The sequence below is a fragment of the Actinophytocola oryzae genome (assembly GCF_004364325.1).
GTDB lineage: Bacteria > Actinomycetota > Actinomycetes > Mycobacteriales > Pseudonocardiaceae > Actinophytocola > Actinophytocola oryzae.
Window position 1 is genome coordinate 105,712 of sequence record NZ_SOCP01000010.1, and the last position, 24,690, is coordinate 130,401.

Here is a 24,690-nt window from a genome sequence, read left to right on the forward strand (position 1 = left end):
CAGCGGCGCCACGGAGCCCGCGGGGTGGCGGCATGACCGAGCCCCTGCTCGTCGCCACCGACGTCGTGAAGTCGTTCGGCCCGACCAAGGCGCTGGACGGCGCCTCCATGTCCGTCCGTCGTGGCGAGGTCGTGGCCGTGATGGGGCCGTCCGGGTCCGGCAAGTCGACCCTGCTGCACTGCATCGCGGGCATCATCCAGCCGGACTCCGGCACGGTGACCTACGCGGGCCAGGAGCTGTCCGCCATGCCGGACGGTCCGCGCAGCGCGCTGCGCCGCACCGACTTCGGTTTCGTGTTCCAGTTCGGGCAGCTGGTGCCCGAGCTGACGTGCCTGGAGAACGTCGCGCTGCCCATGCGGCTCGGCGGTACCCGCAGGAAGGTCGCCGACGCCAAGGCACGCGAGTGGCTGGACCGTCTGGAGGTCGGCGACGTCGCGGACAAGCGTCCCGGCGAGGTGTCCGGCGGGCAGGGCCAGCGCGTCGCGGTCGCCCGTGCGCTGGTGACGGGCCCGAGCGTGGTGTTCGCCGACGAGCCGACCGGCGCACTCGACTCGCTCAACGGCGAGCACGTGATGCGCCTGCTCACGAGCGCCGCGAAGGACACGGGCGCCGCGGTGATCCTGGTGACGCACGAGCCCAGGGTCGCGGCGTACTCCGACCGCGAGGTGGTCGTGCGCGACGGGCACACGAGGCAGGTGGAGTTCGCGTGAACGTCCGGGGGTGGGCGAGTGATCTCTCCGTGGGGGTCCGGCTGGCCGTCGGGGGTGGCCGGACCTCCATGGCGAGGCTCGCGCTCAGCGCACTGGGGATCGCGATCGCGTCGGCGGTGCTGCTGATCGCCGCGTGCGTCGGCACCATGTCCGACCACCGCACGCACCGTCTGGCCGCGAGCATGGCCCACACGGAGCCGATCGCGGGAGTGACTCCGACCTACTTCTACCGCGCGTCGACCGAGTTCGGCAACGACGACGTGATGGTGACCTACCTGTGGTCGGACCAGCCGGACTCCGTGAAGCCGAACGCACTGCCGTCATTGCCGAAGACCGGCGAGATGTACGTGTCACCCGCGCTGGCCGACCTGCTGCGCTCCGACGAGGGCAGGCTCCTGCGCCCACGCCTGCCGGAGAAGATCGTTGCCACCCTGGACCAGGACCTGGTGATCACCCCGGGTGACCTGACAGCATGGGTTGGCGCGGACAGCTCGCTGGCGGACTCGAAGTACGGGGCGCCGGTCTACGGCTTCGACGAGCCGACCGACACGGGCGCCATGGACGACCGCCTGCTCACACTGATACTGGTCGGCTCGGTGGTGCTGCTGCTGCCGATCTTCACGTTCATCACCACGGCGAGCCGGATAGCCGGCGCGGAACGGGACCGCAGGCTGTCGGCGTTGCGGCTGGTGGGCGCCGGCTCATGGCAGGTGCGCAGGATCGCCGCGGCCGAGTCCCTGGTGAGTGCCGTGGTGGGCCTGGCGGCAGGCGCGGCGCTCTTCGTGGTGGGCCGGCAGTACGCGGACAGCTTCCCCCTGTTCGGCGTTGGTGTGTACCCGTCCGACGTGGTGCCGGACCCGGTCCTCGCGGTACTGGTGTTGATTCTGGTACCCGTGCTGTCCGTGCTGACCGCGTTGTTCGCGCTACGCCGCACCATCATCGAACCGCTGGGCGTGGTCCGCCAGAGCAGGCCGATCCGCCGTAGGGGCTGGTGGCGCCTGGCCCTTGTGGCGCTGGGCGTGGTCATGATGACCACCCAGCTCGGCGCGCAGGAGGGCACCGACACGTGGGCGGTCGCGATCTCGGCGGGCGCGACGCTGCTGCTGGTCGGCATGCTCGTTCTGTTGCCGTGGCTCGTGGAACGGGTGGCAAACCGCATCTCGGGCGGCCCGCCGTCGTGGGTGCTGGCCATCCGCCGGCTGCAGCTGGACAGCGGCACGTCGGCGAGGGTCATCGGTGGGGTCGCGGTGGTGCTGGCAGGCATGATCGCGCTGCAGACGATCCTGTTGTCTGTGGACGGCGCACTGGACCTGCCCGGCCAGACGAACGCCGACCCGGGCGTGGTGGAGATGACGGTGTCGCCTGACGTGGCCCCGAAGCTCCAGGAGAACCTGAGGAACGTCGACGGTGTGGAAGCGGCTCCGGTGGTGCGCAACACGGCGGCGTACAAGGTGGGCGACGAGTACACCGCCTTCAGCCTGGCCGTACTGGACTGCACAGCACTGAGACAACTGGCGCATGTGGAGACGTGCACGGACGGCGACGTCTTCCAGACGGAGAGGCAGTACCAGCCGGTGCCGGCCCCCGGAACCGAGCTGGAGTTCCGCGATTTCGGCGACACAGGTGCGGAACACGATCCAGCCAGCTACGAGGTGACGTCCCGCTGGACCGTCCCGGCCACGGTGAAAGCCATGGACGCGGCCGAGTACACCGCCGGACTGTACGCCGCGACCTACGCGACCCCGGGAGCGATGAAGGACGCGGAAGTAGACGGCACGAGCACCGTGGTAGCCCTGGTGGGCAAGAAGGTGACAGCGACCCAGCTGGAGGAGGTCCGCAACGCGGCGGCCGACTACCGCTGGCAGAGCCGGGTGTTCTCGTACAACACGACTCCGGAGCTGAACGCGGACCAGAAGACCTTCGTGGCAATTCGCACGGGCCTCTACGCGGGCTCGGTGTTCACGTTGCTGCTGGCCGGGGTGAGCCTGCTGGTGCTGGCGTTGGAACACATCAGGGAGCGCCGCCGCCCACTGGCGATTCTGGCGGCGAGTGGCGTGCCCAGGGCCGTGCTGGCCCGGTCACTGCTGTGGCAGGTGGCTCTGCCGATAGGTCTGGGGGTGGTGATGGCCCTGGCGACGGGCATCGGTCTGGCGGCGATGATGATGCGCCTGACGGACGAGACGCTGACCATCGACTGGCCGGGCGTGACCGTGCTCTGCGGCGGCGCCCTCGCGCTGAGTCTGCTGGTGAGCGCGATGACCCTGCCGTTCCTGAACAGCGCCACCCGCCTGACGACGATCCGCACGGAATAGGACAGCGGTCGGCCCGGCGACGTGTTCCGAGTCGCCGGGCCGAGGTCCGTGTCAGTCGGACAGGTGCCAGGCCGTGGCCATGTACCACGCGGCGCAGACGTTCACATCGAGCACGAACGCGCCGGCCTGCCCGCACTGGGAGGGGCCCGCGCCGGGGTCGACCGGTTGCCCGTGTCCCATCCCGGTGATCGTGTACCGCTCGACCGCCACTCGGCCTCCCGTCTCGTACACCGCGTGCGGATAGCCGGCGACCGTGTCCGTTCGCGTGGGGGTCGCCGGGATGCCGTGCACGTTCGTCCACTGTTCGACCAGTTCGGTCGCGTTCGCCGGTGCCACCGTGTAGTCCGCGCTGCCCTGCCACACGCTCACCGTCGGCCACGGGCCCGTGTACGAGTTCGCCGACCGGACGGCGTCACCCAGCGCGGCGGGTGACAGGTTCTTCCCGGGGTACATACAGGAGAACGCGTCGATCATGCTTGCCGCGCAACGGTAGGCGAGGCCCGCGACGACACCGCCGCCCGCGAACAGCTCCGGGTACGTCGCCAGCATGACGGCTGTCATCGCGCCGCCGGCCGACAGACCGGTCACGTACACCCGTTTCGGGTCCGCGCCCGTGTCCGCGACCGTCTGGCGCACCATCTGCGCCACCGACTCGGCCTCACCCTGGCCGCGTGTCGTGTCGCCGCGTTCGAACCAGTTGAAGCACCGGTTGATGTTGTTCGCCGTCTTCTGTTCCGGCATCAACACCGTGAACCGCATGCGGTCCGCCAACTCACGCCACCCTGCCGCGGTGCCGTACGCCGACGTCTGCGTGCAGCCATGGAGCGCCAGCACCACCGGGCGGCCCGAAGGCAGTCCGGACGGCACATACCGCACCATCCCGAGGTTCCCCGGGTTGTCCGCAACGGGACCCACGAGCGTCAACACAATTGCCATGGCCAGTCGAAACATGCCGCACCTCATCGTGCTCGCTGTTTCCTTCGACGGTAAACACCGCCGCACACCGCACAGGAGGGTGCGGGCCACCACATTCGCCGACCGGATTGTGTCGGCGGAACGCATGGCCAGCGACGGGCCGCGACTCCTAACGTCGACGCATGTTCGTCAGGGCAACCATTCTCGCGCTCGCCGCCGCGCTCACTCCTGCCGTGGCCGGGGCGACCCCCGCCTGCGCACACCTTCTGGTGCCGTTGGCGGCACATCAGGAGGTGTCCTGCCTGACCGAGCTGACCACCGCGGGCACGGTCGCATCGGGACACACGGTCACCGCCGACTGGACCGGGCTCACCCAGGCGAGCCTGCCGCAACCCAGTGGTGTGCCTGGCATCCAGATCGACGGCTACTTCCCGGACACGTCGACCACGAACACGAACCACGGCTGGAACCACGACGCCCAGTTCGTCCTGCGCCTTCCCGACCACTGGAACGGCGGCCTCGTCGTGTCCGGTTCCCCCGGCAACCGGCGCCAGTACGCGAACGACCGAGCCGTCGCGGACTTCGTGCTGTCACAGGGCTATGCCTTCGCGGCCACCGACAAAGGCAACGCCGGCCCCACCTTCTACCGGGACGGCCGCCACCCCGGTGACGCCGTCGCGGAGTGGAACCACCGGCTGACCCAGCTGACCGTCGCGGCGAAAACCGTGGTGGCACAACGCTACGGCCGCCTTCCGATGCACACGGTCGCGGCAGGCATCTCGAACGGCGGCTATCTGGTGCGCTGGCAGCTGGAGAACCGTCCGTGGCTGTACGACGGCGGTGTGGACTGGGAAGGCACGCTGTGGCGCACGAACGGCCCCAACCTGTTCACGTTCCTCCCGACAGCGCTGCGTGACTACCCCGCCTACGCCGCGGGCGACGAGCAGGCACACCAACGCATGCTGGCCGCCGGCTTCGCGCCGGGCTCGGAGTTCCTGTGGCCCTACCACGACCAGGTGTACTGGGACGCGACCCAGCGTACGTACCGGGAGGAGTTCGACCCGGGGTACGACGGCGACCTCGACGCGGGAATCCCCTACTGCGCAAGCGGAACACCGAACTGCGACGCCGACTACGACTACGGCACCCGCCCCCGGGAGGTGAAACGGGCGGTGAGCGGGATCGGACTGACGGGCCGCATCGGCAGACCGCTGATCACGTTGCAGGGCACCCTGGACACATTGCTCCCCATCAGCCGCAGTGGTGACGCGTACGCGGCGATGGTCGACGCGAGCGGCAGGTCGTACCTGCACCGCTACCACCGCATCGTGAACGGCAACCACACGGACGGCCTGGTGGACGTCTACCCGGACCGCCTGGTGCCGCTCGCGCCGGAGTTCCAGAAGGCGGTCACCGAGCTGGCACGGTGGACGGCCTGACCACCTCGTCCGGCAGTCCTCTCCCGAAGGCCTGAAGCCCGAACGCCCCAACGGAAGCGCACAGGGCGACGACCACCCACGGCGCCCAGACCCCGAGATCGAACAACGCGACCACGGCCGGCGCGAGCACGCCTGCCACGGTGAACGCGTACTGGAACGCGGCGAGGTGCCTGCCCCGCGTCGCGGCAGGCGCGAGCGCGACGGCCAACGCGTTGACCCGAGAACCGAACAACACCCCGCTGACCGCCACCACGAGAGCGGATCCGAGCAGCCAGGCAGGCCGCCACCCGAGGGGCACGGCGGTCGCGGCAAGGCACAACCCGCACCACGCAACGAGGAACACCGCCGCGACGGCAAGGGCGGTGGTGCGTGCGAACCGTTGCGTGAGCCGCACGGCCAGCGTCCCACATGTGCTCGTGACGACCGTGTTCAGCGCGAGGATCACCCCAGGCAGCCACGAGGGTGCGCCGAGTCCCAACACGAAGACCGGGATGCCGACGAGAAAGAAGTCGAGCCCGACCGCGACCAGCCCGGTGAGAAGGACGAGCCTCAGGAACTGCCCGGACACCCGACCGCCGCGGTCGGCCTCGACGACCGCGTGCGGAGCACGCACGAACACCGCCAGGATCACGGCGCAGACCACGAAACTGACCACGTTGACAAGGGGCGCGACACGCAGTGCCCCCACGGACAGCAACCACGCGGCGAGCAACCCGCCGAGCCCGAAACAGGCCGACCGCACCATGGCGACCACGGCGAACGGACGGTCCTTGGGCCGGTCCCCGACGACGTCGGAAAGCAGTGCGAACAAGGAACTGTAGAAGAGCTGCTGCCCGGCGGCGAGCAGGCACACGGTGAGGGCGAGCCCACCCGCGCCGCCAGCACCGACGAACCCGAGCGCCCCGCAGGCCTGCAGGACCTGCGAGGCGATCACCACCGGCCGGGGACCGACCCGGTCGACGAGCCGCCCGGCGAGTGGCGGCACGAGCAGCCCGACCAGCGTCCCCACGGTGACGGTCACCCCGGCCGCCGCGAGCGGCAGCCCGACGACCCGCGTCGCATAGACGATGGTCATGGGCAGGAACAACCCGGACCCGACGTTGTCGATGCCGAGCGCCACCAACAGGAAGACCATGTCGCGACTGTGTCATCGGTCGCCGTTCCGCGTGCGAGCTACCCGAATCGTCCGCTGGCGGCTGACCTGCCGGGGGACGCCATGTTCGTGGCGTTGCCCCGGATCGTCGAACCCCCCGAGGGCACGATGGACACGACACGCACCGCCTCGCCGGTCTGGACGGTGCTCGGCGTCGGCGCCGACCGGGGGAGGCCGCCGGCGCTGCTCGCGTCCCCGATGGTTGTCGCGGCACCCCGGGCCTGACCGGCCACTCAGCGGAGCTGGTGCAGGCGCAGGGCGATCTGGATCTCGAGCGCGCGGGCCGGGGACTGCCAGTCGTCGCCGAGCAGGGAGGCGATGCGGTCCAGGCGTTGGACGACCGTGTTGACGTGGACGTGCAGCACGTCCTTCGCGCGGGTCAGGTTCGTGCCGCACTCGAAGTACGCGCGGAGGGTGGCCACCAGGTCGGTACCGCGGCGGTCGTCGTAGTCGAGGACCGGCCCGAGCGTCGCGTGTACGTAGCCGGGCAGGTCGGTGCGGTCGCCGATCAGCTGGCCGACGAAACCCAGCTCGGACAGCGCCGCGCCGTGGCCCGTTCGCCCCAGGGCCAGCAGCGACCGGACACAGCGGCGGGCCTCGTCGAACGCGGCGGCCAGTGCGTCGGGACCGGCCGCGGGACCGGACGCGCCGACCGTCACCGGGGCATCGACCGCCGACGTCAGCACAGCCGCCAGCCGTGGGGCCAGCTCGACCGGATCACTGTCCAGGGCCAGCAGCACCACCTGTTCGGCGTGCAGGCCCACGAGGGTGGCGTGCCGCCCGCAGGCCATGGCCAACCGCCTGCGAGGGACGCCGTCGACGTGCGCGATGAGCACGGCATGCGGTGCGGCGAGGTCGATGCCCAGACGCCTGCCCCGGGCGAGCAGGGCCGCCGGGTTGCGTTGGGGATCGGTGAGGAGGTCGGTGAGCAGCTCGCCTCTGACCTCGTCCTCCGCCTTCGCCACGGAACGGCGGAGCAGCAGCAACAGTGCCGCGACCACGCTGGCCCGCTCGAACAGCCTGCGGTCGCCCTCGTCGAGGGAGGGTCGGCCGGTCAGGACGAGGCTGCCGAGCACCTCTGGCCCGGCGAGCACCGCGCACACCCAGTGGTCGCCGACCCGCACCGCCCGGCCGGCCGCCCGCGACGCCGCGACGGCCTCCTCCGGCCACGCCACGGCCGTCCCCAGCGCCCCGGCGAACCCGGAACGCGTTGCCGCACTGCTGGTTCCCACCACGACGCCGGCTGCCGCGAGGTCGGTGGCACCACGTCGACCGGCCCGCAGCGGACCGGTCGCCGGGTCCGTGTCGGCAGGCGCGTCGGGGAACTGCCGTACCTGGGCCAGTTCCTCGCCCGTGGCGTCGAAGAAGACGATGCCGCCCGCCAGGACCGCGGCCACCTCGGCGGCGACCTCCGCCACCTCGCCGCCGCGCAGGACCAGGTCCATCAGCCGGTCGTGCGCGTCCTCCGCGCGGTACATCGCGGCGTTGTTCGCCGTGATGGTCTCGTTGGCGCGGCGGGTTTCCTCCAACAGCTGCGCGTTGTCGATCGCCACCGCCGCGTGGTCGGCCATGGACGACAGCAGGGCCACCTCTTCCGCGGTGAACTCCCTGCGCTGCCGGTCCGCCGCGAACAGGACACCGATCACCTTGCTGCCCAACATGAGCGGCACGCCGAGGATGCCCACCATGCGTTCCGCCGACACCGCGTCGTCGATGCCCGCCGTGTGGGCGAAGCGCGGGTCGGTCAGGTAGTCCGCACTGGCGTACGGGTGGGCGGTCTGTGCCACCAGACCGCCGAGACCCTCGCCGTGGCCGATCCGCAGCCTCGGGAGCAGCGACGACACCGAACCGTCCGTCACCCGCATGTACGTCGTGCCCGCCGCCTCGTCGTTCAGGCTCAGGTAGGACAGGTCGGCACGCAGCAGCATGCGTGCCCGGTGGACGATCGAGCGCAGGACCGCGTCCAGGTCACGCAGTTTCGACAGGTCGCTGGCCGTGTCGAACAGCGCCCGCAGCTCCGCCTCCCTGCGGCGGTGTTCGGTCAGTGTGTGGCGGATCCGCAGCGCGACCTCGGTCGCCCGCGCCAGCTCGGCGCGTTCCGCGTCGGACAGGTCCGCCACCGGCACGTGCGCCAGCTGCTCGCTGCTCGCGTCCGCGGCGAGCAGGTCAAGCAGCCTGCGCACGGCGTTGGTCACGGCCACGTCCACGCTGGTCATGGTGTCACTTGGAGGACCTCGGCGGGAGCGGGCTCGGCCTGCTCCAGTGACGTGCCCCTCGTCTCCCGTGCCGCGAGCAACGCGATCACCGTCAGGGCGCACATGGCGACCACGTACAGCGAGACCGGCACCGTCGAGTCCCACGCGTCGAGCAGCGCCACCGCGATCAGCGGGGCCACCGCCCCGGCCAGGATCGACGCCAGCTGGTAGCCCACCGACGCGCCCGAGTACCGCACCCGCGTGCCGAACAGCTCGGAGAAGAACGCCGCCTGCGGCCCGTACATCGCGCCGTGGAGCACCAGGCCGATGGTTGTGGCCAGCGCGATCACGCCGAACGACCGCGTGTCGAGGAGCGCGAAGAACACGAACGACCACACGGCCATGCCGACCGCGCCGAACAGGTACACCGCCCGGCGGCCCACGTGGTCGGACAGCAGGCCCCACAGCGGGATCGTCAGGAAGTGGACGGCCGAGCCGATCAGCACCGCGTTCAGGCCGACGGACTTCGACAGCCCGAGCGACTCGGTCACGTACACCAGGATGAACGCGGTGATCACGTAGTACGACACGTTCTCGCCCATCCGCGCGCCTATCGCGATCAGGACCTGGCGCCGGCTGCGCCGGAACACGTCCACGATCGGCGCCTTCTCGACGGCGGGCGCCTTCCGCCGCGCGGCCAGGAACACCGGCGACTCCGCCACCGCGAGCCGGATCCACAGGCCGACCACGACCAGCACCGCGGACAGCAGGAACGGGATCCGCCAGCCCCACGACAGGAACGCCTCGTCGGACTGCACGGCCGCGAGCACCGCCAGCACCGCCGTGGCCAGCAGGTTCCCCCCAGGCGCGCCGCACTGCGGCCACGAGGCCCAGAACCCCCGCCGGTCCGCCGACCCGTGCTCGGACACGATGAGCACCGCGCCGCCCCACTCGCCGCCGAGCGCGAAGCCCTGGACCAGGCGCAGCAGCGTGAGCAGCAGCGGTGCGGCGACGCCGACGGTCGCGTACGTGGGCAGCAGGCCCATCGCGAACGTGGCCCCTCCCATCATCAGCAGGCTGACGACCAGCAGCTTCTTGCGGCCGATCCGGTCGCCGAAGTGGCCGAACACCAAACCGCCGACGGGCCGGGCCAGGAAGCCGATGGCGTACGTCGTGAACGCGAGCAGCGTGCCGGTCAGCGGGTCCGCCGTCGGGAAGAACAGCTTGTTGAACACCAGTGCGGCGGCGGAGGAGTAGAGGAAGAAGTCGTACCACTCGACGGTCGTGCCGATGAGGCTCGCGGACACGACGCGGGTCGGGGAACTGTGAGCAGGGCCACTGTGCATGTCACTAGACGTTAGGTAGCGAACACGGTCCGAACCATGTGTGAACCGGACATATCACGGTGGCGCGCAGTGTGAGCGCCGGCCACTGGTGGTCACGTCCCGCGAGTTCTGGCTAGTGTTGTATGTGTGATTTGCCCGAAGTGTCAGAACACGTTGCGCACGGTGGATCGCCAAGGCATCCACATCGACCAGTGCGAAGGCTGCCGCGGGATCTTCCTCGACCGCGGCGAGCTGGAGTCCATCCTGCAGGCGGAGCAGCGGTACGCCTCCTCGGCGCCGCCGCCGTACCAGGGCGACGCGTACCGGGGTGCCCCGCCGCCACAGGTCGGCCACTACGGCGACTCGCCCCGCGGCTACCGGGACTCGCCCCGCGGTTACCAGGGCGGCGGCTACCGCGACTCGCCCCGCGGCTACGGCCACGGTGGGCACCACGGCCACCGGCGCAAGAGCTTCCTCGAGGGACTGTTCGACTGAGCGGGACGACGATAGCTTCGCGCCCGTGAACCCGATGATCTGCGCGGGTTGCGGGCGCTGGACCGACGAACCGGCCGTCACGGCCGACGGCGCCGGCACGGTCCTGGTGTGTGCCGCGTGCGGCCACCGGGAACCGTTCCGGCGCCTTCCGCTGTTCGCGGTGACCGGGCCGAGCGGGACGGGCAAGTCGACGGTCGGGCGCGTCCTGGTGGACCGCCTCGCCGACCGGTGTGTCGTGGTCGAGCAGGACCTGCTGTGGGTCGGCGCGCTGCGTGACCCGAGTGGCGACTCGGCGGCGTTCCGCAGGACCTGGCTGCGGCTCGCGGCGAGCATCCAGCAGTCGGGCAGACCCGTCGTGCTGTGCGGGACGGTAGCGCCGCCGCAGTTCGAGAACTGGCCGGAGCGCGTCCTGTTCGACCCGATCCACTACCTGGCCCTGACCTGCGACGACGCCGTACTTCGCAAACGTTTGCGAGACCGGCCGGCCTGGCGTGGCTGGGACGACGCACGCATCGACGAGATGCTCCGGTTCGCCGAGTGGGTCCGCACCGCACGCACCGACCCGCCGATGACCCTCCTCGACACGACGACCAGCTCGGTCGACGCAACGGCCGACGTGGTCGAGGCGTGGGTCCGCGAACGGCTAGGGCCGCGTGATGACCGACAGGTCGACCCCGAACGGGTCGACGAACGTCGCTGACCTGCCGTAGGGCGTGTCCTCCGGGACCACGGACGCACCCGCGCTGGCGAGTGTCGCGTCCGTGTCCGCGACCTCGAACACCGTGTGCCACGCCGACGGGGCGCCCGGCAGGCCCATGATGCCGCCGACCTCGTGCCCGTCCGGCCGTCGCAGGAACGTGAAGTCGAAGTCGACGTCCGGGTTGCCGTCGAGGGTGAAGCCGAAGACGGTGACGTAGAACTCCCGCGCCGGACCGGGCGATCCGGTGACGAGGTCGTTGCGCACCAGCGTGTCCGGCTCGTTCACCAGCCCGCAGCCGGGGAACGTACCCGCCTGCCACAGCCCGACGGTCGCGCCGACGCGGTCGACCACCAGCGCCGCCCGTCCCAGGTCGCCGACGTCGTGCGGCTCCTCGACGACGGACCCGCCCGAGGCGACCACGGCCTTGGCCGTCGTGTCGCAGTCGTCGGTGGCCAGGTGCACCCGCCAGCCACCCGTGCCGACCCGCATGCCTGCCACCGGGCGGCCACGCAGCAAGCACGTCGTGCCCAGCTCGTTCTCGTCGTAGGACCAGCCGAACACCGTGCCGTAGAACTCCATTGCCTCGGTCAGGTTCGGTACGTGCAGGTCCAACCACGTGGGCGTTCCTGTCGGCTGGGGTTCGTCTACCTCGCTCATGCCGACCACGGTAAAGCCCATCTAGGTCGGATCATGTCCTACTTGCGACCTGCCTCACGAGTGCAAGCAGTCCGCTTGCAACTGCTAGCACTCGCGCGTACGGTCGAAGTTGTCACGAGGAGGTGGCACCCGGTGAACGAGAACCCGATCGACAAGGTCGCCGACCTCGGACGGGACATCGGCGAGTACATCAAGCAGCAGCGCAACAACGCGAAGATCTCGTTGCGCCAGCTCTCGAAGCTCGCCGGGGTGTCCAACCCCTACCTCAGCCAGATCGAGCGGGGACTGCGCAAGCCGAGCGCGGAGATCCTGCAGCAGATCGCCAGGGGTCTGCGGATCTCGGCCGAGGCGCTCTACGTACAGGCGGGAATTCTCGACCTGCCGCAGGGCGGACCGGTGGTGGACGCGGTGCGTGTCGACACGACGCTCACCGAACGTCAGAAGCAGATCCTGCTCGACGTGTACGAGTCCTTCCGCCGCGAGAACGCCACACAGGAGCCCGAGAACAAGGAGTGAACGACATGCCCGCACTGCTGCCGAAGACCGAGGACGTCAAGAAGGCCCGTGAGCAGGCCGTCGCCGTGCTCAGCACGGCCGCGGAAGGCATCCGCACGCCGCTGCTCGCCGCTCTCGGCGCCGGTGACCTGGCCACCCAGGCCGTGGTCGACGCCGTGAACAAGGCCCGCACCAGGGTCAACGAGGGCACCACGTCCGCGAAGGGCGCGGTCGACACGCTGCCGAGGGACCTCGCGGGGCTGCGCGAGCGGGTGGACCCGGCCGAGCTGCGCAAGCTCGTCGATGAGTACACCGACGCCGCGCAGAAGCTGTACCACAAGCTCGCCGACCAGGGCGAGGACGCGTGGGGCAAGGTCAAGGCCCAGCCGCAGGTCAGCAGGACCATCGACCAGCTGGAGGAGGCCATCGCCGCGATGCAGGAGCGCGTCGGCGACGCCGCGGGGGACGCCCGCGAGCTGGCCGAGGAGGTCCTCGCGAAGGTGACCCGCCGGACCCGTTCCGTCGGCGAGAAGACCGCCCGCCGCGTCTCCGAGGCCGCCATGGACACCGCCGTGGCCGTCGAGCAGCTGGGTGACGACGCCGCGCACGAGGTGCGCAGCACGACCCGGAAGGCCGCCAACCGCACGGCGCAGGCCAAGGCCGCGCCGAAGAGCGCGGCGAACGCCCGCAGGACCAACGGCGCGACGAAGCCGAACACCAAGTAACGTCGCAGGTCACCGCCCCCGCCGCCGCACAGCGCGGCGGGGGCGGAGTGCGTGTTATGCCCGGTCCCGCTGGTCACAGCCGCCGCCCCACACGTAGTCTTGAAGCGTGCCGGTCGAAGCGTTCGCGATCCTCGTGGTCATCAAATGGTGCGGAGTCCCCGTCGGGGTCTACGCGTTCATCCATGCCTTGATGCAGCGGCCGGACGCCTACACGGCCATCGACCGGATGACCAAGCCCGCCTGGCTGGGCATTACCGCGGGCGGCACCGTGGCGCTCATCCTCTTCGGGCTCACCGGGATCGGCTGGATCCTCTGGATCGCCGGCCTCGTCGCCACCCTCGTCTACATCGTGGATGTCCGGCCCCGTCTCATCGAAGTCCAGCGCGGCAACCGATGGTGAGCTGGACCATCGCGGGCTCGCTCACCGTCGTGCCCGCAGCGGAACACCCGGAGTTGCTCGCCGACCCGGTCGCGAAGGCCCTGGCCGCGCTGCACGATCCCGAACTGGTCGGCGTCACGGCCATCGACCCCGACCTCGCCGACACCGCCGCGTTCTGCGAGACCTACGGGTCGCCGCTGGACGCCTCGGCCAACTGCGTGGTCGTGGCGGGCAAGCGGGCCGGTGAGGAGCGGTTCGCCGCCTGTCTGGTCCTGGCCACCACCCGTGCGGACGTGAACGGGGTCGTCCGCAAGCGGCTCGACGTCCGGAAGGCGTCGTTCGCGCCGATGGACACGGCGGTCGAGCTGACGGGCATGGCCTACGGCGGGATCACCCCGCTCGGGCTGCCCGCCGACTGGCCGATCCTCGTCGACGCCGCCGTGGCCGCCGCACCAGAGCTGGTCATCGGCAGCGGCATCCGCGCCGGCAAGATCCTCATCCCCGGCTCGGTCCTCGCGTCACTGCCCAACGCCGAAGTGGTCGAGGGCCTGGGCCGGTAGGTCGTCGCGCTCGGTGACCGCCGACGCCATCGAGTGAACGTGATCCCGTCGTCGTCGGGACGAACGCTCTGTTCGTCGTGATCCTCACGGCCATCCCCGATGACGACGGTGACGACGACGGTCGTCTGCGTGCGCTGCCCGGCTGCGACCCCGCCACGGTACGCAGGCCCCGCGGCCCCCGCAGGCAGGCGCCGAGGCTGCGGCTGGTCCCACCACCCGTCCCGGAGCCGCCACCCGAGCCGAGACAGCCTCCGCCCCCGGCACTGCGGCGGATGTTGCGGCTGGTTCTCGAGGCTCTCAACGGCCACCGGCCCGCCGCCCAGCTCGCGCCGGTGCTGCCCGCCGACGCCATCGACGACCTGGTCGGCCGGCAGCGCACCGCGAACGGCAGGCACGAGCTGCGGCGGGTGCTCCACTGCTACCCGTCACCGACGGCCGTGGAGGCGAGCGTCGTCATCGACTACCTGGCACGCCCGGGCCTGCGGCGCACCTTCGCGGCGGCGACCCGGTTCGACCTGGAGGACGTCCGGTGGGTGTGCACGGTCTTCCGCCTGCTCTGAGCGAATGGACGGGCGGAGAGTCCCGGTCGGGACCCTCCGCCCTCGATAGGTTGCTCGGTACGTGCCCCGTGTGGAAGACGTCGCTACGGCCTGCGGGGTTGCCCCACTTCGGCGAACAGCTCGGGGAAGACCTTGGCCACCTTCGCCGTCAGGTACTCGCCGTAGGTGCCCGTGAACGCCAGTGGCGACTCCCCGTCCCAGCGTCGTCTCCCGTCGGGAGCTGTCGCGGCTCTCGACGGCAGTGGCGGGACCTCGGCGGTGAAGTCGGGGTCGAAGAAGAACGGGAAGGACAATCGGTCCCTGCCTGAGGTGTTGCGGACACGGTGTGGTGTCGACCTATACCAGCCGTTCGTCAGCCGTTCCAGCATGTCGCCGATGTTGCACACGAAGGTGTCAGGCAGCGGGGGTGCGTCCAGCCAACCGCGCGGGGTGTGGACCTGCAAACCGCCGTTGTCGTCCTGCAGCAGCAGCGTGAGCAGGCCGTAGTCCGTGTGTTCGCCGACGCCCCAACCCCCGTCGCCACCCGGCGGGTAGTGGAAGATCCGGAAGAGCACGGTCGGGTCCGCCGTGTAGCCGGCGGAGAAGTAGTCGGCAGGCAGGTCCAGGCTCAGCGCCACACCACGCATCACCTCCTGGGCGACACGGGTCAGCTCGTCGAGGTAGGTCAGGACCAGTCCGCGCAGCTCCGGGACCTGCCGGGGGAACAGGTTGGGGCCGTGCAGGGGAAGCGGGTGGCCCTCGGGCAGTTCGGCACCGAAGTACAGGCCCTCCTTGAGGTCCGGCTCGCCCGAGGTCAGCTCGCCGCCCACCGGGAACCAGCCGCGCCACGCCGGTCCGCCACGGGCCATGGCGATCTCCCGCTTCCCGGTTTCCGGCAGGGCGAAGAACTCGCGCGCCGCGCGGTCCAGTCCGGACCTCAGCGCGGGCGGGACTCCGTGGCCCGACAGGTAGAAGAAGCCGGTGGACGTGCACGCGTCCGCGATCCGTCCCGGCACGTCCGGCGACCGCAGGTCGATCACCGGAAGCACCTAGAACACCACGGTCTTGTTGCCGTGTACCAGGATCCGGTTCTCCAGGTGCCAGCGCAGACCGCGTGCCAGCACCACCTTCTCGATGTCGCGGCCCTTGCGGACCATGTCCGGGATCGAGTCGCCGTGACCCACCCGGATCACGTCCTGGTCGATGATCGGGCCCGCGTCCAGCTCAGCGGTGACGTAGTGGCACGTCGCGCCGATCAGCTTCACGCCGCGCCGGTGGGCCTGGTGGTACGGCTTCGCGCCGACGAAGGACGGCAGGAAGCTGTGGTGGATGTTCAGTGCCCTGCCCGCCCACTCCGAACACAGGTGGGCCGGGAGGATCTGCATGAACCGCGCCAGCACGATCGCGTGCGGGTCCGTCTCCGCCACCAGCTTCGCCACCTCCGCGAACGCCGCCTCCTTGCCCTCGGCGGGGAACGGGATGTGGTGGAAGGGAATCCCGTGTGCCTCGGTGATGGTCGCCAGGTCGGGGTGGTTGGCGATCACCGCGGCGACGTCCACCTCCAGCTCACCGGACGCGACCCGGCCCAGGATGTCGTACAGGCAGTGGCCCTCCTTCGACACCATGATCACCACGCGGCGGCGCACACCCGTGTCGAGGACCTGCCACGTGCCGTCCAGGCCCGCCACCGCGGCGGCGAACCTCGACCGCAGCTCGTCCGCGTCGAACGGCAGGGAGTCGGCGGCCACCTCCTGGCGGGTGAAGAACCAGCCCGTGTCCTGGTCGGTGTGGTAGGCGGCCTCGACGATCGTGCCGCCGACCTCGGCGAGGAACGACGCGATGGTCGCCACGATGCCGATGCGGTCGGGGCAGCCGAAGGTGATCACGTAACGACGGGGCATGAGGAACCTTTCACGGAGTGCGCAGAGCGGCGACGAGCGTTGGGTCTCCCCCGACGACGGCGGAGCTCGGCCGCCCCCACACGGCCCGGTAGACGGCGTCCGCGGTGCCGACGACCGACGCGTCGGCGTCGACCACGGTCGCCGGGCCGATCTCGGGTGCCGCGCCCGGCGTCAGCGTGGCGAGCCACGCCCTGCCCGCGTCGGCGGCGTGGAACAGCACGGTCCCGCCGACCTCGATCCGGTCGCGGATCATGAGCGTGAGTGCCTCGTCGGCGCCGTCCGCGGCGAAGTCGGGTGCGTAGGTCAGGTGGTCGACGGTGTCCCCGTACGCGGCGTGCTCGGCGTCGAGCCGGTGGATGGCGGTCTCGTGTGCCTGCCTGCGAGCCCAGAACCGGACCGTCTTGTCATTCCCGAACGCCCACACCGCCGCGTCCGGGCCGCGCTCACGCAGCCCGGTGAGCATGGTGTCCAGCCTGTCGTCGAAGAACGGGACCACGGCGTCCCACTCCTCCGGCGGTCGCTCCCGGGTCGGCCGTTCGGCGCCCGGGTCGGTGTCGAGTGCGCCGATGACCCAGCTGTAGACCCGCGCGAGATGCGCGACGAGTCGTCGTACGTCCCACCCTGGAGTGGTCGGCACCGCCGTGTCGGGGCCGGCCGTGACCGCCGCGGCACGGAACGCGTCCGCCTGCTCCCGTATCTGCTCGAGGTAAGCACTGAACTCCACGTGCCAAGACCCTAGTGGTGGCGAGGGTAGATTGGATGATCATGCGCAAGCTCGTCTACCTCGTCGCGTCCACCATCGACGGTCACATCGCCGCGCCGGGCGGTGGCGACCCGACCGGGATCTGGCCCATGCCGCCCGAGTACATCTCCTACCTCGTCGAGGAGTTCCCCGAGACGCTGCCGGGGCCCGCGCGCGAGGCCATGGGCATCACGGCGGAGGGCACCCACTTCGACACGGTCGTCGAGGGACGCGGCAGCTTCGAGGTCGGCCTCGCGGCGGGCCTCCAGGACGCCTACCCGCACCTGCGCCACCTCGTGTTCTCGCGGACGCTGACGAGCGAGCACGTCGAGGTCGTGTCCACCGATCCGGGGGCGCGGGTCCGGGAGCTGAAGCAGGAGAGGGGCAAGGACATCTGGCTGGTCGGCGGTGCCACGCTCGCCGGAGCGCTCTACGACGAGATCGACCGGCTGGTCGTCAAGCTCGGGCCGCTCACCATCGGCACCGGCATGCCGTTCCTCCGGCACGGGTTCGCGCAGGTCGACTGGCGGCTCACCGCGTACGACCGGGCGGGCGACGCGCTGGTCATCACCTACGACCGGTGAGGGGATCTGCAGCTCCCCCCACCGCTAGAGCCGGGCCTGCGCGTAGGCGGCCATGGCCGCGCGCATGAACTCCGCGAGGCGCGGGTCCGTCCGGTCGAAGTTCGCGCGGAACCTCGGGTCGTCGGCGTACAGGTCGCCGAGGCCCGTGTAGGACTCGCGGTTGGGCGTCCAGTAGCCACAGAGCCAGCGGTAGTGGCCGTCGAGCGCGTCGAGCACCTCGGCGTCCCCCGGCTGGTGGCCGGCGTCGATCAGGGCGACGAGTGTGCCGACCTGCTCGGCCCACTGCCGGCCCTGCGACTGCCACCACTCCTTCGACTTGCCCCTGACGTGCGCGTTGGCGGCGTCGACCTGCTCGGCACCCCAGCGCTGTCGCGCCTCCTCGGTCAGCTCCGCCTGCTTCGCGGAGTCGAAACCCTCGAACCAGTGGTCCATCGATGTCACGTTCTCACCTCCTTCCAGCTCCTCGATGGTGCGGGTGACGGTCCTCGCGAGCCGCGCGAAGCGGTCGCGCTCGGCCAGGAGCCACCCCCGGTGCATCCTCAGCACCTCGGCCTGGTCGCGGCCGTGCCGGACGATCTCCTTGATCGCGTCCAGCCCGAGCCCCAGCTCCCGCATGACCAGGATCTGCTGCAGCCGCAGCAGCTGCTCCTGCTCGTAGTAGCGGTAGCCGTTGCCGCCGACCCACGCGGGCGGCAGCAACCCGATCTCGTCGTAGTGCCGCAGCGTGCGGGACGTCACCTTCGACATCCGCGCCACCTGCGCGATCGACCAGGCCATGTGCCCACGGTAGAAGTTGACGCAGCGTCAATGTCAACCGCAGACTTCGTCCATGCGGGAGCGGTCGTTGGCGAGCCTGGTGGGCACCGCCGTCGGGGACGCGTACGGCGAGCGGCTCCACCTCGAGCGCAGGCGCCGGGAGCTGTCCGACCCGTGGCGGTGGACCGACGACACCGAGATGGCGTGCTCGGTCTTCCACGTCCTGGACACCCACGGCCACCTCGACCCGGACGCCCTGGCCGCGAGCTTCGTCGCGCACTACGACATCGGCCGCGGCTACGGCCCCGGTGTCGACGCGATGATGCGCCGGGTCGAGGAGGGCGCGAGCCTCCGCGAGCTGGCGGCACGCTCGTTCGACGGCACCGGCTCCTGGGGCAACGGTGGCGCCATGCGCGCCGCGCCGCTCGGTGCGTGGTTCACCGGCGACCCGGCCCGCGCGGCCACCGAGGCCGACGCCGCCGCCCGTGTCACCCACACCCATCCGGAGGGCGTGGCCGGTGCGGTCGCCGTCGCGGTGGCCGCCGCCGTGCCACCAGCCGAGCTGTTCGACGCGGTCCTCGCGCACACCCCGCCGGGCGAGGTGCGTGACGGCGTCCGCCGGGCCGCGGACCTGCCCGACGCGGCACCCGAGGATGCCGCCAAGGCGCTGGGCATCGGCCGCAGGCTGAGCGCCCCGGACACCGTGCCGCTGGCACTGTGGGTGGTCGCCCGTCACCCGGACGATTACGAGGCGGCGATCCGAACGGTCGCTCCGCTCGCCCACGACGTCGACACGCTGTGCGCGATCGTCGGCGGCGTCATCGCGGGCCGCGTCGGTGTCGACGGCATCCCGCACGGCTGGCTGCGAGCCACCGAACCGCTGCCTAGCTGGGTCTGACGGCGTCCCAGTCCAGCGTGACCTCGCCGAGGCGCCAACGCCGCCGCCGGTCCAGCACGGGCCAGTCCGCCGCCAGGAGCGCCACCGCCTCGGTCCAGCGGGCACGCGGTCCGAAGTTCGCGAACGGCGCCGCGTGGGCCCAGCAGCGGTCCAGCGCGGTGAACAGGGCGTGCACGCGCTCGCCGGGCACGTTCCGGTGGATCAGCACCTTCGGCAGCCGTTCGGCCAGGTCGGCGGGGCTCTCGAGGTCGGAGGGCAGGCACGCCAGCGTGAGGGTGCGCGGGCCCGCCGCGTCGAGCGTGACCCAGCAGCAGCGTCTGCCCAGCTCGTCGCAGGTGCCCTCGACCAGGAGACCGCCGGGCGCGAGCTTGTCGGTCATGGTCGCCCACGCCGCCGCGACCTCGGCCTCCTCGTACTGGCGCAGCACGTTGAACGCCCGCACCAGCGCGGGCCGTGTCCCGGCCAGCTCGAACCCGCCGCGCCGGAAGTCCAGGCGGGGCGGGTCGGCCGCGGGCAGCGCGGCCGTCACCCGTTCGGTGTCGATCTCCAGCCCGAGGACCCGCACGGCCGCCACCGACGACAGCCGCCGCGCCAGCCCGACGGTCGTGACCGGCGACGCCCCGTACCCGAGGTCCACGACCAGCGCGTCGGCGGCGAGGACGTCGCGGACCCACGGCGTGCCCGTGATCCAGCGGTCACTTCGCCGCAGGCGGTTGGGGTTGGTGGTGCCGCGGGTCGGGTTGCCGAGCGGCCTCAGGCGTGCTCGGCCAGCCACTTCTCGGCGTACTCCGCCTCGGCCTCGAGCAGCCTGGTGACCTGCTCGGCGACCACCTTCTCGATCTTCCCGCCGATCAGCGGGATGCTGACCCTGACCTCGGCGGCCACCGTCAGCTCGGTCCCGTCGCCCTTCGGCGCCAGCCTGTCGCGGAAGCGGATCTCGGCGGGCACGCCGTTGATCGTGGCCCGCCCGTCTGCCTCGTGGCCGCGCCAGCGCTCCTCCCGCTCGACGATCAGGTCGCCGCTGAGGATGGACCGGACCGCGCTGGGCAGCCGCTGGGCGTCCACCCCCTGCCGCAGCCGCAGCTCGGCGCCGTTGTCGCTGGTCCGGTGGTCGAGCAGTGCCGCACCCTTGCCACCGAGGTCGTTCAGGCGGGCGGTCAGGAAGGCCTTGTCGACGAGGGTGGCGTACACGGTGTCGACGGGCGCGGCGAAGCTCGCACGGTGCTCGAAGCGGCTGGGCATGAACGGGAGGTTACCGTTGGCGCCCATGACCAGCCTCCCACTCGCCGCGGTACCGCTCTCCGGCTACACGACGCTCCGCGTTGGCGGCCCCGCCACCCGGTTCGTGTCCGCGGAGTCCTCGGAGGACGTGGTCGAGGCGGTTCGCGCGGCCAAGGACGGTCTGCTGGTCCTGGGCGGCGGCTCGAACCTGGTGATCGCCGACGAGGGCTACGAGGGCACGGTCGTGCGGGTCGCCAACCTCGGCAGCAAGATCGACTCCCTCGGCGACGGCCGCGTGGCACTGACCGTCGAGGCGGGCGAGGACTGGGACGCCGTGGTGCGCCAGACCGTCGAGGCCGGTCTCGGCGGACTGGAGTGCCTTTCCGGCATCCCCGGCTCGGTCGGTGCGACGCCGGTCCAGAACGTCGGCGCGTACGGCGTGGAGATCGCGCAGCTGCTGATCTCGGTCGACCTGCTCGACCGCGCGTCCGGCGAGGTGCGCACGCTCGCGGCCGACGAACTGGCCCTCGGGTACCGCACGAGCATGCTCAAGAACACCGATCGTGCCGTGGTGCTCCGCGTCCGCTTCGAGCTGGCCGACGGCGGCCAGTCGGCGCCGATCCGCTACACCGAGCTCGCGCGTGTGCTGGGCGTGCGGCAGGGCAGGCAGGTCCCGGCCTCGGACGCCCGCGCCGCGGTCCTGGAGCTGCGGCGTGGCAAGGGCATGGTCCTCGACCCGGACGACCACGACACGTGGAGCGTCGGCTCGTTCTTCACCAACCCGGTCGTGACGGACGTCGAGCTGCCCGAGGTCCTGTCGAGGATCGAGTCGGTCGTCGGCGCGGACACCCCGGTGCCGAGCTACCCGGCGGGCGTCGGCACGGCGAAGCTGTCCGCGGCGTGGCTGATCGAGCGCGCCGGCTTCGCGAAGGGCTACCCGGGCCCCGATGCCCCGGTCACCCTGTCCGGCAAGCACACGCTGGCGCTGTCGAACCGAGGCGGCGCGACGACCGAGGACGTCCTCGCCCTGGCGCGCGAGGTGCGCGACGGTGTCGTGGCGAAGTTCGGCGTCACCCTGGTGCCCGAGCCCGTGCTGGTCGGCTGCGCGCTCTAGTCCCGGTGCACGCGGGTCGCCGAGGCCTGCGCCCTCGGCTTCATGACGATCTGGTCTAGGTTCACGTGTGGGGGCCTGGTGACCGCGAACGTCACCACGTCGGCGACGTCGTCGGCCGTCAGCGGCGTGATCCCGGAGTACACGCCTGCCGCCCGCTCCTCGTCGCCCTCGAAGCGGACCAGGGAGAACTCCGTCTCCACCAGCCCGGGCAGCACCTCGGTGAACCGGACCGGATCGCCGAGCAGCTCGCCCCGCAGCGTCCGGTGCAGCGCCGACTGGGCGTGCTTGGCGCTCGTGTAACCAGCGCCGTTGTCGTACACCTCGTAGGCCGCCACCGACGTGATCGTCACCACGTGCCCGTCGCCCGAGGCGACCAGTGCCGGCAGCAACGCCCTGGTGAGCCGCAGCGTGCCGAGCACGTTCGTCTCCCACATCCAGCGCCAGTGGTCCTCGTCCGCGTCGGCGACCTTCGCCAGGCCCATCGCGCCACCCGCGTTGTTCACCAGCACGCGGCACGGGCCGGCCGCCTCGACGAACTCGGCCACTGACGAGGGATCCGTCACATCGAGTGGCAGGGCCACACCACCGGTCTCGGCCGCCACCGAATTCAGACGATCGAGTCGTCTGGCGCCCAAAACGACGCGGAATCCCGCCTTCGCGAGCTGTCTGGCCGTGGCGGCGCCAATGCCCGAACTCGCACCGGTAACAATCGCTGTGCCGAGGTTGTTCACGTTGAGGATCCTCCCTCTGGGGGTAACCGACTTTACGGAGAGACACTTAGTGACGACCGTCACACTCTCTGGTACACACCCTCGACGGCAGTAAGGCGTCCTACCACAGAGGGACTGAGTCAGGCGGAGGTTTTAACGGTGAGATCCGGACGGCGGCTGCTCGGCATGGCCGCGACGTTGGTCGCCACGATCACGTTGCTCGCGTCCTGCACGTCCGACGAGGGCGGGAGCCCCAGCGGCGGCGGGCCGATGCAGAAGAACGCGGCGGCCGCCAAGATCGCCTTCGCGCCGCAGGACGGTGCGAAGGACGTCGCGGTGACCGAACCCGTCAAGATCAGTGTGGCCGGGGGTGAGCTGACCGAGGCGACTGTCACCAACGCCGAGGGACAGCCGGTCAACGGGGCCATCGCGGAGGACAAGAAGAGCTGGGCGTCCGGCGAGGTGCTCGGCTACGGCAAGACCTACAGCTACACGGCGACGGCCAAGAACGCCCAGGGCAAGGTGACCACCTCGAAGGGCTCGTTCACCACGCTGACCCCGGCGTCGACGCCACGCGCGACGATCAACCCCGGTGACAACGCGAGTGTCGGCGTCGGCATGCCGATCAGCATCAAGTTCCCCGAGGGTGGCCCGCAGGACAAGGCCGCCGTCGAGAAGGCGCTCCAGGTGCAGACTTCCCAGCCCGTCGAGGGCTCGTGGGCGTGGGTCAGCAAGAGCCAGGTCGACTGGCGGCCCAAGGAGTACTGGCCGGCGAACACGCAGGTCACCGTCAACGCGAAGCTGTACGGCGTCGCCTACGGCGGCGGCGCGTACGGCAAGTCCGACCTGTCGACGAACTTCACCATCGGCCGCAACCAGGTCGTGAAGATCAACACGCCGGACCACGTGATGAACGTGTACCGCGACGGTGGGCTGGTCGCGAGCTACCCGTCCAGCAACGGCCTCGACGGCGACCCGGACCGCACCACGCCGAACGGCACCGTGATCGTCATGTCGAAGGAGCCGATCGGCGACTTCTCCAACCCGAAGTACGGCTACACGAACGTCAAGAAGAAGTGGGCCGTCCGCATCTCCAACCACGGCGAGTTCATCCACGAGAACGAGGAGAACCACGCCAACATCGGCAAGAAGAACAGCTCGCACGGCTGCGTCAACCTGCTGGAGCCGGACGCCAAGGCCTACTTCGACAGCGCGCTGATCGGCGACCCGGTGGAGATCTCCGGCTCGGTGGCCAACTTCCCGACCACCTCGGACGTGTTCGACTGGCTCATCTCGTGGGACCAGTGGAAGTCCATGTCGGCGCTCAGCTAGTGCACGACCACCTTCGCGGTGCCGAGGGGGTGCGCCTCGCGGTGCGTTCCGTCGGTGACCCGCTGGGATTCCCGATCGTGTTCGTACACGGTTGGGCGTCCTCGAACCGGGCATGGGACGGCCAGCTCGACGACCTCGAGCTGGCCGCCCGGCACCGGCTGATCGCTCTCGACCTGCGTGGACACGGCTCCTCCGACATCCCCGTCAGCGGCTACGACCGGGCCTCGACCTGGGCGGACGACATCGCCGCGGTGCTGGCCCGTGCCGGCGGCCCCGCGCTGCTCGTCGGCTGGTCCTACGGCGGTCTCGTCGTCACCGACTACCTGCGCGAACGCGGCACCGCGGGCGTGGCGGGCCTGGTGCTGGTCGGTGCGCTGACGGAAATGGGCCGTGACCGGCCCGGTGGCGCGATCGGCGCCGCGTGGGACGGGACCATGCGGCCCAGCCTGTCCGACGACCCCGACGAGGCCGTCCCCGCGCTGACGACCCTCGCGAAGCGGATGACGGCGGCTCCCCGGCCGGGACCCGAGGTCCAGCGGCACGTCGGCGAGATGCTGTCCGTGCCGCCCGCCGTGCGAAAAGCGCTGTTCAGACGGGATGTCGGCAGCGCGGACGTGCTCGCCTCGGTCGACGTGCCCACCCTCGTCGTGCACGGCACCGAGGACGCGGTGGTGGCACCGAGCAGCGCGGAGTACGCCGTGGGGAAGATTCCGGGCGCCGAAATGCGTTGGATCTCTTCGGTAGGACATCTGCCGTTCACGGAACGTCGTGAGGAGTTCAACGCGGCCCTGCTCGAGTTCGCGGGGTCGGTCACCAACCACTGAGTCGGGGGT

General features: G+C 70.8%; 28 protein-coding genes. 16 read left to right on the top strand and 12 right to left on the bottom strand.

All coding sequences use genetic code 11. The features are described from left to right. Nucleotides 1-32 precede the first annotated feature (32 nt). Entirely contained in the window at nucleotides 33-710 is a 678-nt protein-coding gene (locus tag CLV71_RS25890; RefSeq protein WP_133905443.1) for an ABC transporter ATP-binding protein, read from the top strand. Beyond that, nucleotides 707-3,022: an ABC transporter permease gene (locus tag CLV71_RS25895; protein ID WP_133905444.1), complete on the top strand. Its 2,316-nt coding sequence runs from the start codon at nucleotides 707-709 to the stop codon at nucleotides 3,020-3,022. The genes CLV71_RS25890 and CLV71_RS25895 overlap by 4 nt, the downstream gene beginning before the upstream one ends. A gap of 51 nt (nucleotides 3,023-3,073) precedes the next feature. Here CLV71_RS25895 and CLV71_RS25900 read toward each other — a convergent pair whose 3' ends face one another. Further along, nucleotides 3,074-3,958: an extracellular catalytic domain type 1 short-chain-length polyhydroxyalkanoate depolymerase gene (locus CLV71_RS25900; RefSeq protein ID WP_243866709.1), complete on the bottom strand. Its 885-nt coding sequence runs from the start codon at nucleotides 3,956-3,958 to the stop codon at nucleotides 3,074-3,076. A 161-nt stretch (nucleotides 3,959-4,119) separates the two neighbouring features. Here CLV71_RS25900 and CLV71_RS25905 point away from each other — a divergent pair, with 161 nt between their 5' ends. Continuing rightward, entirely contained in the window at nucleotides 4,120-5,376 is a 1,257-nt protein-coding gene (locus tag CLV71_RS25905) for a 3-hydroxybutyrate oligomer hydrolase family protein (RefSeq protein ID WP_133905446.1), read from the top strand. Here the strand turns inward: CLV71_RS25905 and CLV71_RS25910 are convergent. Further along, on the bottom strand, nucleotides 5,348-6,511 hold the full coding sequence (locus CLV71_RS25910; RefSeq protein ID WP_133905447.1) for an MFS transporter: 1,164 nt from the start codon (nucleotides 6,509-6,511) through the stop codon (nucleotides 5,348-5,350). The two genes, CLV71_RS25905 and CLV71_RS25910, sit on opposite strands and share 29 nt — an antisense overlap. Nucleotides 6,512-6,520: 9 nt before the next feature. On the opposite strand from CLV71_RS25910, the gene CLV71_RS25915 reads away from it, so the two are divergent. Continuing rightward, nucleotides 6,521-6,754 (top strand): hypothetical protein, encoded by a 234-nt coding sequence (locus CLV71_RS25915; protein ID WP_133905448.1) that lies wholly within the window; start codon nucleotides 6,521-6,523, stop codon nucleotides 6,752-6,754. Between the two features lie 8 nt (nucleotides 6,755-6,762). Here the strand turns inward: CLV71_RS25915 and CLV71_RS25920 are convergent, their stop codons facing one another. Both CLV71_RS25920 and CLV71_RS25925 read right to left on the bottom strand, forming a co-directional pair. Continuing rightward, complete coding sequence (locus CLV71_RS25920; protein ID WP_133905449.1) at nucleotides 6,763-8,745, bottom strand: helix-turn-helix domain-containing protein; 1,983 nt, start codon at nucleotides 8,743-8,745, stop codon at nucleotides 6,763-6,765. Continuing rightward, complete coding sequence (locus CLV71_RS25925) at nucleotides 8,742-10,070, bottom strand: MFS transporter (protein ID WP_133905450.1); 1,329 nt, start codon at nucleotides 10,068-10,070, stop codon at nucleotides 8,742-8,744. The genes CLV71_RS25920 and CLV71_RS25925 overlap by 4 nt, the downstream gene beginning before the upstream one ends. A gap of 126 nt (nucleotides 10,071-10,196) precedes the next feature. Here CLV71_RS25925 and CLV71_RS25930 point away from each other — a divergent pair, with 126 nt between their 5' ends. Next, nucleotides 10,197-10,544, top strand: a complete 348-nt coding sequence (locus CLV71_RS25930) for a TFIIB-type zinc ribbon-containing protein (protein ID WP_133905451.1) — start codon at nucleotides 10,197-10,199, stop codon at nucleotides 10,542-10,544. A gap of 34 nt (nucleotides 10,545-10,578) precedes the next feature. Beyond that, nucleotides 10,579-11,244 carry a P-loop nucleotide/nucleoside kinase family protein gene (locus CLV71_RS25935; protein WP_208297774.1) on the top strand — a complete coding sequence of 222 codons (666 nt, stop codon included), beginning with the start codon at nucleotides 10,579-10,581 and terminating at the stop codon, nucleotides 11,242-11,244. Here the strand turns inward: CLV71_RS25935 and CLV71_RS25940 are convergent. Continuing rightward, complete coding sequence (locus tag CLV71_RS25940) at nucleotides 11,188-11,901, bottom strand: VOC family protein (protein WP_133905453.1); 714 nt, start codon at nucleotides 11,899-11,901, stop codon at nucleotides 11,188-11,190. The two genes, CLV71_RS25935 and CLV71_RS25940, sit on opposite strands and share 57 nt — an antisense overlap. Nucleotides 11,902-12,033: 132 nt before the next feature. Here CLV71_RS25940 and CLV71_RS25945 point away from each other — a divergent pair, with 132 nt between their 5' ends. The 5 genes from CLV71_RS25945 (at nucleotide 12,034) to CLV71_RS25965 (ending at nucleotide 14,620) form a co-directional block, all read left to right on the top strand. Then, complete coding sequence (locus CLV71_RS25945; protein WP_208297768.1) at nucleotides 12,034-12,417, top strand: helix-turn-helix domain-containing protein; 384 nt, start codon at nucleotides 12,034-12,036, stop codon at nucleotides 12,415-12,417. A gap of 5 nt (nucleotides 12,418-12,422) precedes the next feature. After that, entirely contained in the window at nucleotides 12,423-13,121 is a 699-nt protein-coding gene (locus CLV71_RS25950) for a hypothetical protein (protein WP_133905454.1), read from the top strand. Between the two features lie 106 nt (nucleotides 13,122-13,227). Further along, a complete protein-coding gene (locus tag CLV71_RS25955) occupies nucleotides 13,228-13,521 on the top strand; it encodes a DUF2516 family protein (RefSeq protein WP_133905455.1) in 294 nt (97 codons plus the stop codon). Beyond that, nucleotides 13,515-14,060, top strand: a complete 546-nt coding sequence (locus CLV71_RS25960; protein WP_133905456.1) for a YbaK/EbsC family protein — start codon at nucleotides 13,515-13,517, stop codon at nucleotides 14,058-14,060. Before CLV71_RS25955 ends, CLV71_RS25960 begins: the two co-directional genes overlap by 7 nt. 77 nt (nucleotides 14,061-14,137) lie before the next feature. Further along, a complete protein-coding gene (locus CLV71_RS25965; RefSeq protein WP_133905457.1) occupies nucleotides 14,138-14,620 on the top strand; it encodes an Rv3235 family protein in 483 nt (160 codons plus the stop codon). A gap of 83 nt (nucleotides 14,621-14,703) precedes the next feature. Here the strand turns inward: CLV71_RS25965 and CLV71_RS25970 are convergent, their stop codons facing one another. From CLV71_RS25970 to CLV71_RS25980, 3 genes are read right to left on the bottom strand one after another with little or no spacing between them, the layout of a single operon-like run. Continuing rightward, a complete protein-coding gene (locus CLV71_RS25970; RefSeq protein ID WP_133905458.1) occupies nucleotides 14,704-15,648 on the bottom strand; it encodes an isopenicillin N synthase family dioxygenase in 945 nt (314 codons plus the stop codon). Next, nucleotides 15,649-16,500: a formyltetrahydrofolate deformylase gene (gene purU, locus CLV71_RS25975; RefSeq protein ID WP_133905459.1), complete on the bottom strand. Its 852-nt coding sequence runs from the start codon at nucleotides 16,498-16,500 to the stop codon at nucleotides 15,649-15,651. Nucleotides 16,501-16,510: 10 nt separating this feature from the next. Continuing rightward, on the bottom strand, nucleotides 16,511-17,224 hold the full coding sequence (locus CLV71_RS25980; protein WP_133905460.1) for a maleylpyruvate isomerase N-terminal domain-containing protein: 714 nt from the start codon (nucleotides 17,222-17,224) through the stop codon (nucleotides 16,511-16,513). A 41-nt stretch (nucleotides 17,225-17,265) separates the two neighbouring features. Here CLV71_RS25980 and CLV71_RS25985 point away from each other — a divergent pair, with 41 nt between their 5' ends. Next, nucleotides 17,266-17,826: a dihydrofolate reductase family protein gene (locus CLV71_RS25985; protein ID WP_133905461.1), complete on the top strand. Its 561-nt coding sequence runs from the start codon at nucleotides 17,266-17,268 to the stop codon at nucleotides 17,824-17,826. A gap of 24 nt (nucleotides 17,827-17,850) precedes the next feature. Here CLV71_RS25985 and CLV71_RS25990 read toward each other — a convergent pair whose 3' ends face one another. Next, nucleotides 17,851-18,603 (bottom strand): MerR family transcriptional regulator, encoded by a 753-nt coding sequence (locus CLV71_RS25990; RefSeq protein ID WP_133905462.1) that lies wholly within the window; start codon nucleotides 18,601-18,603, stop codon nucleotides 17,851-17,853. A 52-nt stretch (nucleotides 18,604-18,655) separates the two neighbouring features. Between CLV71_RS25990 and CLV71_RS25995 the strand changes: the two genes are divergently transcribed. Beyond that, nucleotides 18,656-19,480, top strand: a complete 825-nt coding sequence (locus CLV71_RS25995) for an ADP-ribosylglycohydrolase family protein (RefSeq protein ID WP_133905463.1) — start codon at nucleotides 18,656-18,658, stop codon at nucleotides 19,478-19,480. Here CLV71_RS25995 and CLV71_RS26000 read toward each other — a convergent pair. After that, nucleotides 19,467-20,255 carry a class I SAM-dependent methyltransferase gene (locus tag CLV71_RS26000; protein WP_133905464.1) on the bottom strand — a complete coding sequence of 263 codons (789 nt, stop codon included), beginning with the start codon at nucleotides 20,253-20,255 and terminating at the stop codon, nucleotides 19,467-19,469. The genes CLV71_RS25995 and CLV71_RS26000 overlap by 14 nt on opposite strands. Next, on the bottom strand, nucleotides 20,234-20,722 hold the full coding sequence (locus CLV71_RS26005; RefSeq protein WP_133905465.1) for a DUF2505 domain-containing protein: 489 nt from the start codon (nucleotides 20,720-20,722) through the stop codon (nucleotides 20,234-20,236). Before CLV71_RS26005 ends, CLV71_RS26000 begins: the two co-directional genes overlap by 22 nt. 25 nt (nucleotides 20,723-20,747) lie before the next feature. Here CLV71_RS26005 and CLV71_RS26010 point away from each other — a divergent pair, with 25 nt between their 5' ends. Then, nucleotides 20,748-21,815: a UDP-N-acetylmuramate dehydrogenase gene (locus tag CLV71_RS26010; RefSeq protein WP_133905466.1), complete on the top strand. Its 1,068-nt coding sequence runs from the start codon at nucleotides 20,748-20,750 to the stop codon at nucleotides 21,813-21,815. Here CLV71_RS26010 and CLV71_RS26015 read toward each other — a convergent pair. Next, nucleotides 21,812-22,546: an SDR family NAD(P)-dependent oxidoreductase gene (locus CLV71_RS26015; RefSeq protein WP_243866711.1), complete on the bottom strand. Its 735-nt coding sequence runs from the start codon at nucleotides 22,544-22,546 to the stop codon at nucleotides 21,812-21,814. The two genes, CLV71_RS26010 and CLV71_RS26015, sit on opposite strands and share 4 nt — an antisense overlap. Before the next feature lie 165 nt (nucleotides 22,547-22,711). Here CLV71_RS26015 and CLV71_RS26020 point away from each other — a divergent pair, with 165 nt between their 5' ends. Continuing rightward, nucleotides 22,712-23,857, top strand: a complete 1,146-nt coding sequence (locus CLV71_RS26020) for a L,D-transpeptidase (RefSeq protein WP_133905695.1) — start codon at nucleotides 22,712-22,714, stop codon at nucleotides 23,855-23,857. Further along, the gene (locus CLV71_RS26025) at nucleotides 23,857-24,681 is read left to right on the top strand and encodes an alpha/beta fold hydrolase (RefSeq protein WP_424923907.1); all 825 of its coding nucleotides are present in this window, start codon (nucleotides 23,857-23,859) and stop codon (nucleotides 24,679-24,681) included. Before CLV71_RS26020 ends, CLV71_RS26025 begins: the two co-directional genes overlap by 1 nt. The last annotated feature ends 9 nt before the right edge of the window (nucleotides 24,682-24,690 follow it).